The organism is Allobosea sp. P1_B10 (genome assembly GCF_056406735.1).
The window spans coordinates 1-13,745 of record NZ_JBFTZP010000019.1; the positions used below are offsets into that span (position 1 = coordinate 1).

The 13,745-nt window shown below is 66.1% G+C and carries 14 protein-coding genes and 1 tRNA gene; 5 read left to right on the forward strand and 10 right to left on the reverse strand.

All coding sequences use genetic code 11. The annotated features are described in order from the left end of the window. The first annotated feature begins 37 nt into the window (after positions 1-37). A tRNA-Met gene (locus AC1D2L_RS23955) sits at positions 38-114 on the forward strand. Between the two features lie 119 nt (positions 115-233). Here the strand turns inward: AC1D2L_RS23955 and AC1D2L_RS23960 are convergent. Further along, positions 234-677, reverse strand: a complete 444-nt coding sequence (locus AC1D2L_RS23960) for a helix-turn-helix domain-containing protein (RefSeq protein ID WP_476848412.1) — start codon at positions 675-677, stop codon at positions 234-236. A 129-nt stretch (positions 678-806) separates the two neighbouring features. On the opposite strand from AC1D2L_RS23960, the gene AC1D2L_RS23965 reads away from it, so the two are divergent. Beyond that, positions 807-1,619, forward strand: coding sequence for a DUF72 domain-containing protein (locus AC1D2L_RS23965; RefSeq protein ID WP_476848413.1), 813 nt, complete (start codon positions 807-809; stop codon positions 1,617-1,619). 5 nt (positions 1,620-1,624) lie between these two features. Here the strand turns inward: AC1D2L_RS23965 and AC1D2L_RS23970 are convergent, their stop codons facing one another. The 7 genes from AC1D2L_RS23970 to htpX form a co-directional block, all read right to left on the reverse strand. Continuing rightward, positions 1,625-2,101 (reverse strand): YbaK/EbsC family protein, encoded by a 477-nt coding sequence (locus AC1D2L_RS23970; RefSeq protein WP_476848414.1) that lies wholly within the window; start codon positions 2,099-2,101, stop codon positions 1,625-1,627. After that, entirely contained in the window at positions 2,098-2,376 is a 279-nt protein-coding gene (locus tag AC1D2L_RS23975) for a hypothetical protein (RefSeq protein WP_476848415.1), read from the reverse strand. Before AC1D2L_RS23975 ends, AC1D2L_RS23970 begins: the two co-directional genes overlap by 4 nt. 10 nt (positions 2,377-2,386) lie before the next feature. Continuing rightward, positions 2,387-3,574 carry a low temperature requirement protein A gene (locus AC1D2L_RS23980; protein WP_476848416.1) on the reverse strand — a complete coding sequence of 396 codons (1,188 nt, stop codon included), beginning with the start codon at positions 3,572-3,574 and terminating at the stop codon, positions 2,387-2,389. Between the two features lie 139 nt (positions 3,575-3,713). Beyond that, positions 3,714-5,306 (reverse strand): bifunctional phosphoribosylaminoimidazolecarboxamide formyltransferase/IMP cyclohydrolase, encoded by a 1,593-nt coding sequence (gene purH / locus AC1D2L_RS23985; protein WP_476848417.1) that lies wholly within the window; start codon positions 5,304-5,306, stop codon positions 3,714-3,716. 106 nt (positions 5,307-5,412) lie between these two features. Continuing rightward, positions 5,413-7,131: a heparinase II/III family protein gene (locus tag AC1D2L_RS23990; protein WP_476848418.1), complete on the reverse strand. Its 1,719-nt coding sequence runs from the start codon at positions 7,129-7,131 to the stop codon at positions 5,413-5,415. Positions 7,132-7,218: 87 nt separating this feature from the next. After that, positions 7,219-8,580, reverse strand: coding sequence for an RsmB/NOP family class I SAM-dependent RNA methyltransferase (locus tag AC1D2L_RS23995; protein ID WP_476848419.1), 1,362 nt, complete (start codon positions 8,578-8,580; stop codon positions 7,219-7,221). Position 8,581: 1 nt separating this feature from the next. Beyond that, positions 8,582-9,508 (reverse strand): zinc metalloprotease HtpX, encoded by a 927-nt coding sequence (gene htpX, locus AC1D2L_RS24000; RefSeq protein WP_476848420.1) that lies wholly within the window; start codon positions 9,506-9,508, stop codon positions 8,582-8,584. Between the two features lie 156 nt (positions 9,509-9,664). Between htpX and AC1D2L_RS24005 the strand changes: the two genes are divergently transcribed. Next, positions 9,665-9,901 carry a DUF1674 domain-containing protein gene (locus AC1D2L_RS24005; RefSeq protein ID WP_476848421.1) on the forward strand — a complete coding sequence of 79 codons (237 nt, stop codon included), beginning with the start codon at positions 9,665-9,667 and terminating at the stop codon, positions 9,899-9,901. An 80-nt stretch (positions 9,902-9,981) separates the two neighbouring features. Continuing rightward, complete coding sequence (locus AC1D2L_RS24010) at positions 9,982-11,283, forward strand: class I SAM-dependent methyltransferase (protein ID WP_476848422.1); 1,302 nt, start codon at positions 9,982-9,984, stop codon at positions 11,281-11,283. A gap of 53 nt (positions 11,284-11,336) precedes the next feature. Here the strand turns inward: AC1D2L_RS24010 and AC1D2L_RS24015 are convergent, their stop codons facing one another. Further along, positions 11,337-11,654: a DUF2853 family protein gene (locus tag AC1D2L_RS24015; protein WP_476848423.1), complete on the reverse strand. Its 318-nt coding sequence runs from the start codon at positions 11,652-11,654 to the stop codon at positions 11,337-11,339. Positions 11,655-11,922: 268 nt separating this feature from the next. On the opposite strand from AC1D2L_RS24015, the gene AC1D2L_RS24020 reads away from it, so the two are divergent. Beyond that, a complete protein-coding gene (locus AC1D2L_RS24020) occupies positions 11,923-12,870 on the forward strand; it encodes a 2-hydroxyacid dehydrogenase (RefSeq protein ID WP_476848424.1) in 948 nt (315 codons plus the stop codon). A gap of 7 nt (positions 12,871-12,877) precedes the next feature. Here the strand turns inward: AC1D2L_RS24020 and AC1D2L_RS24025 are convergent, their stop codons facing one another. Beyond that, positions 12,878-13,405 carry a L,D-transpeptidase gene (locus tag AC1D2L_RS24025; protein WP_476848425.1) on the reverse strand — a complete coding sequence of 176 codons (528 nt, stop codon included), beginning with the start codon at positions 13,403-13,405 and terminating at the stop codon, positions 12,878-12,880. Positions 13,406-13,745 lie beyond the last annotated feature (340 nt).

The following is a 13,745-nucleotide window of genomic DNA, read 5'->3' on the forward strand; positions in this document are numbered from 1 at the left end:
TTGCCGTTCAAAGCCCGGCACAAAACCGGCGCCATATCGCGGGGTGGAGCAGCCCGGTAGCTCGTCAGGCTCATAACCTGAAGGTCGTCAGTTCAAATCTGGCCCCCGCAACCAAATCACAAAACACACACTCAAAACCCCCGCCCGGCGAAAGCCCGCGGGGGTTCTTGCGTTAATGGCGCCGTTATCGTCGGATCACGCGAGGTGCATCGGGTTACGGTCCGGCGGGTTGCCTATCTGTCCTGCCCAATCGCGGCCAACCGCTCTGCGAGGTAGGCGACCGATTCGCGGTCTCGTGGTTCCGAGATCTTTTCGAAGGCCTCGTTCAACCGTCTCAGTGTGTCATCCCCGGACCAAACAGCGGTGTAAGTCTCCTGAGGGATTTCTGACATCCCGAGATTTCCGGCCAATTCCTGCACCAGTCCGCCATAGATGGCGGCTACCTCGATGCCCAAAGCAGCGCAGATTGTGAGCAATGCTACGGCATTGACGCGGGTCGTGCCGTTCTCGTATTTCTGGATCTGCTGGTAGGAAACCTCCAGCCGCTGACCCAGCGCCTTCTGGCTCATGCCGACCGCCTCGCGACGCGCCCGAATGCGTTCGCCGATGCGCCGGTCGAAAAAGCCGTTTCGCTTTACAGGCATAACGCAGCCACCCCCCAGAAGCCTGAACCTCAAGCTCAATGTCCGGTTCCGAGATGATCATCCGGGGCTGCGGGCAAGGCAATCTCCCTGCTGCCAGCTTCCGGGTTGCGGCCGTGCCAGGATCGCGCTCAAGGTAAGGGCGCATTTCCAGAGGGACGGGACATGACCACAAGCGCGTCGGGAAAAATCCGCATCGGCATCGGCGGCTGGGTATTCGAGCCCTGGCGCGGGACCTTCTATCCAGCGGGGCTGCCGCAGAAGCGCGAACTGGAGCATGCCGGCACCAAACTGGGCTCTATCGAGATAAACGGCACCTATTATGGCTCGCAGAAGCCGGAGAGCTTCGCAAAATGGCGCGAGGAGACGCCCGACGGTTTCGTCTTCGCCTTGAAGGGCTCCCGCTACATCACCAACCGCCGCGTGCTGGCCGAGGCTGCGCCGTCGATCGAGAAGTTCATCTTCGGCGGCATGCTCGAGCTCAAGGAGAAGCTCGGGCCGATCAACTGGCAGTTCATGGCGACCAAGAAATTCGACCCCGCCGACTTCGAGGCCTTCTTGAAGCTGCTGCCGCAAGAGGTCGAGGGGCGCCAACTGCGCCATGCCGTCGAGGTCCGGCATGACAGCTTTCGCTCGCCGGACTTCATTTCGCTCGCACGCGAATACAAGGTCGCGGTGATCACGGCCGCCGATTCCGACTACACCCAGATCGCTGATCCGACCGCCTCCTTCATCTATGCGCGGATCATGGGAACGAAGGAGGCCGAGCCCAAGGGCTATTCCGAGGCCGAACTCGACCGCTGGGCGCAGCGCGCCACGACATGGGCAGCCGGCGGCGTTCCCGAGGGGCTGGAGACGGTCGTCCCCTGTGAAGGGGCGAAGGTCGGGCGGGACGTCTTCCTCTATGTCATAAGCGGCGACAAGGTCCGCAATCCCGCCGCCGCAATGGCCCTGACGGAACGGCTCGCCAAGGCGTGAGCGGATCAGGCCGCTTCAGCGGCATCCTGGCAGACGTCGATCCATTCGGCCTGAGTGAGTTCGGCCATCCGGGCCGGAGAGATGCGTACCGCGCTTTGCGTCGAGCCGGCTGCGGGCACGACCTCGTCGAACGCCTTCAGCGAGATGTCGCAATAGACCGGCAGCGGCGTGGCCAGCCCGAAGGGGCAGACGCCGCCGACCGGATGGCCGGTCAGCGCGGAAACCTCGTCGAGATCGAGCATGCGCGGTTTGCCGCCCAGCGCGGCCTTGGCCTTGCCGTTATGGAGCCGGGCATCGCCGCGGGCCACGACCAGAACGACGCGCTCGCCGACGCGCAGCGACAAGGTCTTGGCGATGCGTGCGGGCTCCACGCCATGGGCCGCGGCAGCGAGCGCGACGGTTGCGCTGCTCTCGGCGGTCTCGATGATCGCGATGTCGGGTGCGTGTTGCGCGAAGAAGGCGCGGACGGATTCGAGGCTCATGACGTCAGTTTGCCGGCAAGCCAGAAGATCAGGATGGCGGCGATCGCGGGGACGCCGAAGACGACGAGGAAGATAGGGGCTTCCTGGCCGAAGGTGTAGCCGGCGCGGAATATGCCGATCGCGAGGTTGATCAGCGCCCCTGCGAACCAGAGCGGGATGAACAGCTTGATCGCAAAGGCGATCGGGCTTGCGCCGGCCAGGTTGAGGCGCGGCGCCGCAAAGAGCAGCAGCCCGAGGAGAGCGAAGCCGATGCCGATGACTTTGACGGTGTGCATCTTCGGTTCCTCAATGCTGCGGTGAGACGCTGGGGCTGAGCGAGATCGCTTCCCAGGTCGCGACGATGACCAGGATGAGCGTCGCGGCGAGACTGAAGCCGAGCGGCGGCAGCAGGGCAGGCATCATCGCGAGACCCGCCAGCAGGCCCAGGCCGACCAGATGCGAGAGCGGGTACCAGCCGGCCGTGACGCGCTTGAACAGCAGGTTCCCGAGCAGATAGAAGGCCGGTCCTGCGATGATCGCGATAGCGACCTTGGCCTCGGTATGTCCGCCGGGATGGGCGAGGGTGAATTCGTCCCCGACGGCCACCAGGATGATCCCGGCCACGAGGAGCAGGTGGACATAGGTATAGGCGATCCGCGCGATCCGGCCGGGGTCCTCGGAACGGGCGATGAGCGCGCTGCCCCGCTCGGCGCCGATATGGAAATAGATCCACCACATCGCCACCGAGCTCAGGAAGGAGTTGGCAAAGGCCAGCGCCGTTGCCGGTGTGACATCGAGCTTGGCGAAGGTCGCGCCGGTGACGAGCACGGATTCACCGAGTGCGATGATAATGAACAAGGCGCAGCGTTCGGAGAAATGGCCGCCCTCGACATTCCAGTCGCTCGTGCTCGAGCGGCCGAGCCCCGGAAAGCGGAAGCCCAGCGCGGGACCTGCATATTCGATGGCGAGCGCGACCGCCCATAGGCCAAAGCGCACATTGCCTTCGCATAGTCCGCCAGCGATCCAGAACACGCCCGAGATTGCCAGCCAGGCGCTGATGCGCTGGAAATTACGATAATTGCCCGGACTGCCCTGTTTCAGGCAGAGCATGGTGAAGAGCGAGCGGCCGAGCTGCATGGCGACATAGGCGCCGGCGAAGAGCAGGCCCTTCTCGCCAAAGGCCTCCGGCAGGGAGGTCGAGAGAAGGAGGCCTGCGAACATCAGGCCAAACAGCATCAGCCGGACAGGGGTCGCCTCAGGGTCGAGCCAGTTCGTCACCCAGCTCGTATAGATCCAGACCCACCAGACCGCGCCCAGCAGCAGCACGCCTTGCGCGAGCCCGAGCGGAGAAAAATGCTCCAGCAGGGTGTGCGAGATCTGCGTGATCGCAAAGACGAAGACGAGATCGAAGAAGAGCTCGACGAAGCTGACCTTGTTGTGGTGGTCGGCAACGCGGGTGCGCAGCAGGTCGCGACGTCCATGGGCTTGCGTCATGCGTACCTCGTCTCGGCTCGGGCCAGATTAGCCGGGCGCCCGCGGGATCGTCGATCCCCCCATAAGGCCGAGCGTCACCCCGAAGGCGCGCGACTTTGCCGCGCGCACGGGATGACGCGATGATGCCGGAAATCGCCGCTCAGTGACGGAAATGCCGGTGTCCGGTGAAGACCATGGCGAGGCCGGCCTCGTCGGCTGCCTTGATGACCTCGTCGTCGCGCATCGAGCCACCGGGCTGGATCACCGCCGTCGCGCCGGCTTCGGCAGCGGCAAGCAGGCCGTCGGCGAAGGGGAAGAAGGCGTCAGACGCAACCACCGAGCCATTGGCGAGGCTCTCGGGCAGACCGGCGGCCTTGGCCGCTTCGCTGGCCTTCCAGGCGGCGATGCGCGAGGAATCGACCCGGCTCATCTGGCCGGCGCCGATGCCGACCGTGGCGAGGCCCTTCACATAGACGATCGCGTTCGACTTGACGTGCTTGGCGACGCGGAAGGCGAAGCGCAGGTCGGCGAGCTCGGCCTCGGTGGGCTGGCGCTTGGTGACGACCTTCAGCTCCATGTCGTCGACGACGGCGCTGTCGCGGGCCTGGGCCAGGAAGCCGCCCGAGACGGTGCGCAGTGAGAGCCCGCCGGCGCGGACGTCCGGGAGCCCGCCTGTGAGCAGCAGGCGCAGGTTCTTCTTGGCGGCGATCAGCGCGATCGCCTCCTCGTCGGCATCAGGCGCGATGATCACCTCGGTGAAGATCTCGACGATCTTCTTCGCGGCGGCAGCGTCGAGCTTGCGGTTCACGGCGACGATGCCGCCGAACGCCGAGGTCGGGTCGCAGGCGAGCGCCTTCTCATAGGCATCGGCCAGGGTGGCGCCGGTTGCGACGCCGCAGGGGTTGGCATGCTTGACGATGACGCAGGCGGCGGTCGTTTCGGGATCGAACTCGGCGACGCATTCGAAGGCGGCGTCGGTGTCGTTGATGTTGTTGTAGGAGAGCTGCTTGCCCTGGACCTGGCGGGCGGTCGAGACGCCGGGCCGGTTCTCGGGCGTGCGGTAAAAGGCCGCCCATTGATGCGGATTCTCGCCATAGCGCAGGGATTCGGCGAGACCGCCGCCGAGCGCGCGGAACGCCGGCGCGGTGTCGCCGAGCTCGTTGGCGAACCAGTTCGAGATCGCCGCGTCATAGGCGGCTGTGCGGGCATAGGCTTTTTGGGCCAGCTTGCGGCGCAGGGTCAGCGTCGTCTTGCCCTGCTGGGCCTCGAGTTCGCCGAGCACGGAGGCATAGTCGGCGGCCTCGACCACGACGGTGACGTCGTGATGGTTCTTGGCGGCGGCGCGGATCATGGCGGGGCCGCCGATGTCGATGTTCTCGATGCAGTCGTCATAGGTCTTGCCGGCGGCGACGGTTGCTTCGAACGGGTACAGATTGACGACGAGCAGGTCGATCGGCGCGATGCCGTGGCCGATCATAGAGGCCTGGTGCTCGGGATGCGAGCGGATCGCCAGCAGGCCGCCATGGACCTTGGGATGCAGCGTCTTGACGCGGCCGTCCATCATCTCGGGGAAGCCGGTGAGGTCGGAGACGTCGGTCACGGGAAGGCCGGCCTCGGCGATCGCCTTGGCGGTGCCGCCGGTGGAGACCAGCGCGATGCCCAGCTTGTGCAGGGCGCGGGCGAAGTCGATCAGCCCGGTCTTGTCGGATACGGAAAGGAGTGCGCGTTCGACGCGGCGAAGCTCTGTCGGCATCGGGAATGTCCAAATCAATTGTGCAGGGGCGTCGTGTCGGAAGGCGCCCGCTCAAGGAACCGTCGCGCGCGAGCTATCATGCTGCGGCGCGCAAAGCAAAGCCGGGTTAGACTTCGGTGGGCGGATCGAGCGGCAATTCCGGGGCAGCCATGTCGTCCTGGGGCCGGATTGCGCGCGGCGGAATCGCGCTGAGGCGCGTGAACCGCCAGCCGATGCGCGGCGTCGCGACCGCGTCGAAACTTACGCAGAGCTGCTCGGTGCGCCTGCGCCCGTCGACCGAGGCGAGGAAGATGCTTTCCTCGATCGTCACGTTCAGCCCGTCGGTATCGAAGGCCCAGAGTTCACCGGAGGGCAGCGCGAGCAGCGCGCCCTCGCCCTCGCGGATGAGGCTCGGCTTCACGGCGGGGTGCAGGTGGAAGCGTGCCACCGCCGGCAGGCTCTCGGGCTTTCCGGCCAGCGTGATCTCGTCTTCGCCGATCAGCGAGGCGCCGTCGCGGGCCAACTGGAGCCTGCGCGTATGCACGGCGCCCAGCGCGCGGCGGTATCCGTCATGGCTGGCGACCCACTCCTGGCCGGCCTCGCCATCCTGGCGTGCGACGCGGACATCCTGCGGACCCGAGGTGATGCGGCGCTCTCCGAGCACGAGGCCGAAGGTCGCGCTGGAGCGGTCGTCAAGCGTCACCGTCGAATGCGCCGCCGTGCTGCGCGCCGCCAGCCGAAGCTCGGCGGGGCCGAAGCGGTTGTTGCCGCAATTGACGACGATTCGCTGCGCCCCGGCGGAGAATTCGAAGGACAGGCAGCTGGCATGGGCCTCGATCGAATGCACACCGCGCGGGGCGGCGCCAGCGTCGACCACGACGACGCTACGCTGGCCGGTGAGGCGACCATAGCCGGTATAACTCGCCTGCTCGATCGGGCGGGCGCGGGCATCGTCATGGGCGGCCAGCGTCGCCATCAGGTCGGGCGGGGTCGTGCCCATGCCGTTGAACAGGGCGAGCGCGCCATCGCCGTGCCGGAACAGGCGCAGATGCGGCATCATCCGCTCGATCGCCATCATGATGCCACGCGGGGGCTCGATGCCACGCGCGGCAAAGGTCTCGCGCAGCGGCAGCAGGTCGAGCAGCAATTCGATCAGCACGCGTGGATTGCGGCTGAGATGGCCGCCATCCGGCAGGATCTGGTAGTCGAGTTCGTCCGCGAGCGCGAGCTCGTAGCGCCTGCGCCGCGCGTCCTGGCCTTCCAGGCTGATCGTGGCGAAGGTCACGGCGATCAGGCATTGCAGGCGCGGGATGCCCTCGACCGCGCCCGCCAGCGCCAGAGTGAGCCGGTCGGTCAGCCGCGAGACATGGCGCAGGAAGCGCTCGTAGAACGCGCGGTCGGCGCCCTCCAGCAGCAGCGGCGAATGGGACAAGAACGAGATCAGCCGCCGCGCGGCGATCTGCGGTCGCTTCGCGATCTCCTTGCGGTCGCGGTTGCGCGATATGAAGTCCTCGACCGTGGCGCGGGCATTGGCGCGGGCGATCGCGGTGTCGGCGGCGCGGAGGTGGCGCAGCCAGCCAAAGCCGTAGAGTACCTCGGCCCAGGCTTCGCTTGGCGGCTCGCTGTCGAAGGGGGCTTCGCCATGGGTGCGCAGTGTGCGTCCGGCGAAGGCATAATAGCCCGAATAGATCTCGCTGGCCGTCGTTGGATCGGCGGTGCGCAGGTCATGGGGGGCAAACAGCAGTTGCGAGACCGGTACCCGCCCGAAGGGCCAGAGCTGGCGCTTGACGGCAACCAACTGGCCACGGGTTCGCCGTGCCGCCCGTGCGAATGCGGCCTGGGCCAATCCCCGTCGCTCAGACCAGCCGCTCAATGAACTCGCACACCTCGTCTTGACGCAAGGCGCCGGAGCGCCTCGCGATTCGAGGGAATGTCATACCCTGATCAGACGGCTCGCGTAAAATCCCGCCCATCCCGAAAGACGCGACGTTCCACCGGGCAATTGATGCGGCAGGGTGCGCAGGTCGCCATTGGCGTCGATTGCGCCTGCGACATCGCCGATCTCCGAAGGCGTGATCGGCGAGCGCTTGAAGTCGGGATTCTCGGACAGGAAGATCTCGATCTGCTGCTCGCACTCCTGCGGCTCGAGCGAACAGGTGCAATAGACCAGCCGGCCGCCTGGCTTGGTCAGCCTGGCTGCGGCCTCGAGCAGGCGGGCCTGGAGATGGCTGAGCTTCTCGCGATCCTCTTCCGTCTTCGTCCAGGCGACATCCGGATGGCGGCGGATCGTGCCGGTTGCACTGCAGGGCGCATCGAGCAGCACGGCGTCGAAAGGCTCGGCCTGCCAGAGCGTGGCGTCCTTGCTGACGATTTCCGCCGAGAGGCCGAGCCGTTCGAGATTGGCGCGCAGGCGGCGCAGGCGCGGGCCGGAGCGATCGACGGCGGTGACGATGGCGCCCGCTGCGGCGAGTTGGGCGGTCTTGCCGCCGGGCGCGGCGCAGAGATCGGCGATGCGTTCGCCGGCCTGAGGCGCGAGCAGGCGCACGGGCAGCGCGGCCGCTGCGTCCTGCACCCACCAGGCGCCCTCGTCGAAGCCGGGCAGGCTGGTGATCCCATGGCGTTCGCGCAGGCGGATCGAGCCGGTGGGAAGCGCGACGCCGTCGAGCTTTTCAGCCCAGCCGGTGAGGTCGCCCTTGACGGTGATATCGAGCGGCGGCTCTTCGCGATGGCTGTTTGCGATCGCAGCCGCTGTCTCGGCGCCATAGCTGGCGATCCAGCTTTCGGCGAGCCATTGCGGCGTGTCGATGAAGGGGTCGAGCGCCTCTGCCAGGATCGCCTCGCGTTCCCGGGCGAGCCGGCGCAGCAGGGCGTTGCCGAGCGAGACATAGCGCGAGGAGCGCGTGTCCTCGTGCAGATGGCGGATGGCGAGGTCCACCGCGGCATGGTCGGGCACGTCGAGGAACAGGATCTGGGCCGCTGCTGCGACGACAATCGGCTCGAACAGGCCGGAGTTGCGCGGGCTCCCGCGTTCCAGCCGGGCGTTGATCGCATGCTGGATCGTGCCCAGCCGGCGGAAGGCCGTGATCGCGATGGCGCGGGCGAGACCTGCATCGGCGGCGTCGAGCTTGAAGTCGGGTGCGAGGCGATCGAAGGTCTCGTCGAGCGCAAGCCGCCCTTTCAAGACATCGTCGATCAGCGTCGCGGCGAGCCTGCGCGCAGGCAGGCCCGGCACGATGTCGCCGCTCTGCGTTTCGGTCGAAACGGGATCGCGCCCGGTGTCGCTGTGGTCGCTCATGTCAGCCCCAGGGTCCGGGACGGCGGACATTGTTCCAGGGGCTCTCGCCCGACTGGTCCATGAAGCCGCCGCGCTGGCTTGGCGCGCCGACGCCCATGGCGCGGGCCTGCTCCATGAGAGCCGCGATGCGATTGCCCGTGTCCGGGTGGGTCGAAAACAGGGAATCCATGCCGCGTCCGCTCAGGGGATTGATAATGAACATGTGCGCCGTAGCAGGCTTCGCCTCCGCCGTCTCGTTTGGAATGTGCTCGACCGCCCCGGCGATCTTGGCGAGCGCATCGGCAAGCCAGACCGGATTGCCGGCGATTTCGCCGCCGAGCTTGTCGGCCTCGTACTCGCGCGAGCGCGAAATCGCCATCTGGATCACCATTGCCGCCATCGGAGCCAGGATCGAGAGCAGGATCTGGACGATGACGTTCGGACGGTTTTCGCGAGAGCCGAAAAACATGCCGAACGAGACCAGCGACGAGATCGCGCCCGCCATCGTGGCGGTGATCGTCATGGTCAGCGTGTCGTGGTTCTTGATGTGCGCCAGCTCATGCGCCATCACGCCAGCCAGCTCCTCATAGGTCAGTGCGCGCATGATGCCGGTCGTCGCCGCGACAGCCGCGTTTTGCGGATTGCGGCCGGTGGCAAAGGCGTTGGGCTGGTCCTCCTGGATCAGGTAGACCCGCGGCATCGGCATGTTTGCGCGCGCGGCGAGGTCGCGGACCATGCCGTAGAGCTCGGGCGCGGTGGTGGCATCGACCTCCTGCGCGTTATGCGCCGACAGAGCGAGCCGGTCGGAATTCCAGTAGCTGTAGAGATTGGTCGCGGCGGCGAAGGCCAGCGCCAGCAGCATGCCGCTCGCCCCGCCCAGAAGGTATCCGACCACCCCGAAGAGCGCGGTCAATCCCGCCATCAGCATGCCGGTGCGAACGTAGTTCATCCCATCCCTTTCGCGGTCATGCGCGGAGTTGGGCGCAACGCCTCTCCCATCGCACGGATTTGCGCATTATGTGGGGGTTGGTAGGCCTATCCCGCAAGAGATGCAGGCCCCGCGACAGACGCTGATCCGTTGGGGATCACGACCCGAGAGACGAGCATGACCACGGACAAGCCGAGCGAGCGCGCATCTGCGGAGACTGCAATCGAAGTCACGCCGGGCAAAGTCCTGTCGCCCGCCGCCCAGCGCGCCCTTGCAGAGGCCCAGGAGCGCCGCGCGGCGATCGACGCCCACGCAAGGGCCGTGGCGTCAGGCAAGGAGATCAATGGCCGTGGCGGCCTCGACCCGGTGCGCTACGACGACTGGGAAGTGAAAGGCATCGCCAGCGACTTCTGAGTGGGAGCGCCAGGTCGGGTTGCCAAGCGTCAGCTGTCCCGCCAAAAACAGAGGCGTGGCACAGCACCGGATCGATTGAGATGAGCAGCGACCAGAAGCGTCTCGTGGCCCTGCGGCGGCTTCTGGGCGAGGCGCATGAGAGGCTGCAGCTGAAGCTGGGCTTCCAGCTCTGGGACGGCAGCCTGGTGCCTGAAAGCTGGCCCGCCGACGGCCTCGCCATCGCGCTGCGCGATCCCGGCGTGGTGGCAGCGCTGCTGCGCAAGCCGAAACTCGACACCTTGCTGAACCTGCACATCAGCGATCGGCTGGCGCTGCTCAACGGCTCGCTTTTCGACCTGGCGGCCGCGCGGCCCGAGGGCAAGATCGCGCGGCAGATCAAGACGATCCCGGTCGCCTATGTCCTCGACGTCGTGAGGCGCTTCATCTTCGCGCCCGGCGCTGCGCCGGCCGCGGTGGCGCATATCAAGGGCGACGAGATCGCGCGCGATGGGGCGCCGGCCACCAACAAGGCCAATATCGCCTATCACTACGACGTCTCGAACGCGTTTTACCGCCTCTTCCTCGACGAGGAGATGGTCTACACCTGCGCCTATTTCAGCGAAGACCATGCCGATCTCGAGCGCGCCCAGCGCGAAAAACTCGACATGATCTGCCGCAAGCTGCGGCTGAAGCCCGGCGATCGCTTTCTCGACATCGGCTGCGGCTGGGGCGCGCTGGTCTGCCACGCCGCCCAGCATTACGGCGTCGAGGCGCATGGCGTGACTCTGGCCGAAGAGCAGCTCGCGCTGGCGCGCGAAAAGGTCGAGCGACTGGGGCTGGAGGACCGGGTCACGCTGCACCTCAAGGATTTCACGTTGATGGAAGGCGAGTTCGACAAAATCTCGTCGATCGGCATGTTCGAGCATGTCGGCATCGCCAACCACCCGACCTATTTCAAGGCGGTGAACCGGCTGCTGCGGCCGCGAGGCTTGTATCTGCATCATTGCATCACGCGCCGCGCCAAGAAGACCGACAAGGCGTTCGCCCGGATGCCGGCGGAATACCGGGCGTTGGTGCGCTACATCTTCCCGGGCGGCGAACTCGACCATCTCGGCATGTCGATTACCAATCTCGAGCGCCACGGCTTCGAAATCCACGATGTCGAGGGCTGGCGCGAGCATTACCAGCGCACGACGCGGCTCTGGTGGGAGCGGCTGAATGCGCGCAAGGGCGCGGCCGAGGCCGAGATCGGCGCGGAGCGCACGCGGATGTGGCTGCTTTATCTCGCCGGCTGCTCGCTCGCCTTCGAACGTGGTGGTGCGATGGTCAACCAGACCCTGGCCTCGAAGCGCCGCAAGGGTGCCTCGGGCCTGCCGCTAACGCGGGCCGATCTCTATCGCTAGAGCCAGACGATATCAGGGAGGGCAACGGCCCCGGGCGGAGCTGCCGGACAGCGTCACTTCTTCACGAAGAGGTCCAGCTTTCCGTAATGCTCGGCCAGCAGGTAGTAGAAGGTCAGGCGCGACTTGGTTTTGTCGGCCTTCATATGCTCGCAGATCGCCTTGATCGAGGCGTCGAGATCGGCGCTCTTGAGACCGAGCTTCTTCTTGAGGAAGTTTTCGCGGACACGCTCGAGCTCGGCTGCGTCGCTGCACGCGACATAGCGCGTATCGGGCTTGCCCATGACGAGCGCATAGGATTTCGACATTCCGGCGAAGGCCGCTTCATTGAGCGGCTTCTTGGCAAACTTCTTGACGTCGGCAAGATGATCCATCGTTAGCCCCTGTTGAGCCCGGTGCTTACGCACGGGCATGCCTCTTGTCGCAAGGAAAACGTAACGCGCTTTTTTGTTGCGTGCGAGAGGGGCTACGGTGACGAATTCGCTTTTTTCATGCTGCATCGCGACATATCTCGTCGGGCCTAGGCTGTGCGGGAGGGATGGCCGCTCCATCGCGATCGCGGGTTGAGATCCTACCCCTGAAATGCTGCGATGCAGCGTACGTTGATTCCGCACCGAAGCGTGATGAGGATGTCTTTTCCGGATGAAGCCGACTGTGTTGATGGCACCCCGCATGCCGGAGCGCCTGGTGGCGGCGCTGGCGGAGCGCTACGTCCTGCTCGGCCCGATGGAGCGCTCTGCTCCCGAGGCGCTTCCTCCCGGCGCCGAGGAGGCCGAGGTGCTGCTGACCTTCGGTGGCCAGACTACCAGCGCGGCGCTGATCAACTCGCTTCCAAAGCTGCGCCTGATCGCGTGCTACGGCACTGGTGTCGAAGGCGTGGACCAGCCCCATGCTAGGGCGCGCGGCATCCTGCTCAGCAACGCCGCCGATGCCAATGCCGCCAGCGTCGCGGAATTCGCGATGGGCCTGCTGCTCTCGCTGGTCCGGCTGATCGGGGTTGGCGACCGCTTCGTGCGCGCCGGCAATTGGCAGCGCAACCCGCGTGAGCGCCTGCCGTTCGTGCCTGGGCTAGCCGGTCGCAAGATTGGCGTCTACGGCCTGGGGGCGATCGGGGCGCGCATCGCCCGCCTGGCTGCCGCGTTCGAGATGGAGGTCGGCTATCACAGCCGGTCACAGCGGGCTGAAACACCCTATCACTATCATGACAGCCTGACCGGCCTCGCCGGATGGGCCGATATCCTCGTCGTCGCAGTGCGCGCCAATGCCGATACCCGCCATGCGGTCGATGCCGCGGTGCTGCAGGCGCTGGGCCCGCAGGGACATCTGATCAACATCTCGCGCGGGCTGTTGATCGACGAGGAGGCGCTGTGCACGGCGCTGGAGACCGGGGTGATCGCCGGTGCCGGTCTCGACGTTTTTGAAAACGAGCCTGATGTGCCCGAGCGGCTCACGCGGCTCGAGAACGTCGTGCTGACGCCCCATATCGCAGCCAATTCGCAATCGGCGCAATCTGCCCAGCAGGAGCTGCTTCTGGGCAATCTCGAAGCGTTCTTCGCCGGCCGGCCGCTGCTGTCCCAGGTCGTATCCTGACGGCGGCCTAAGGCAGCACGACCACCGGCGTGCCCATCTGGACGCGGGCGTAGAGGTCGATCACGTCCTGGTTGTGCATGCGGAAGCAGCCATAGGACGCGGCGGTGCCGACGGTGCCGGGCATGTTGGTGCCGTGGATCGCATATTGGCCGCCCGGCCCCAGGCCGATCACGCGCGCGCCCATCGGGTTGCGCGGGGAGCCGCCGGGGATAACGTCGGGCAGAGCGGGGTTGTCCCGCTTGACGGAGGCCGGCGGGCTCCAGGCCGGATCGACCTGCAACTCCTCGACATATTTGACGCCGCGCCACTGCTTGCCGGCCTTGCCGACGGCGATGGTGTAGCGGATGGCGGTTCCGGGCGCGTTGACGAAGTAGAGCCTGCGCTCCTGTGTCCGGATCACGATCGTGCCCGGCCGATAGCGGGCGTCGATCGTTTCGACGAGATCGCGTGCGAGCACGGGCCGCCCGGCAAGCGCGATCAGCATCAGCGACATCGCGGCCAGGGCAAAGTCTATCGGAGCGTGGCGTCTGGGCATGAGTGCTCTCCGGCAATGCTGCCGGCATCAGGCGCTGCTCCGATGAACCATCGGTTGAGCGACATGGTGAAGCCTAGATTCACAATGAATCGGGGATGAACCCGCTGCGGGTCAGATTTTGTCACTGGCTACCGGCATTTTCCCCAAGGGTTCGATCCACAGCGCGCCCTTGGATTGACGCCTGGCAAAGTCGCACTGCCGTTCCCTTTGGGCATGAGGCGCCTTTTTGGCGGATGGACTTGACAGAAGGCTGCTTCTCTCCGAGGCGTGAGGGATGGCCTTATGTCGGCGTAACATTTCGTTAACCACGGGCGCGCAGCGTGGACCGCGCTGCGTTGCT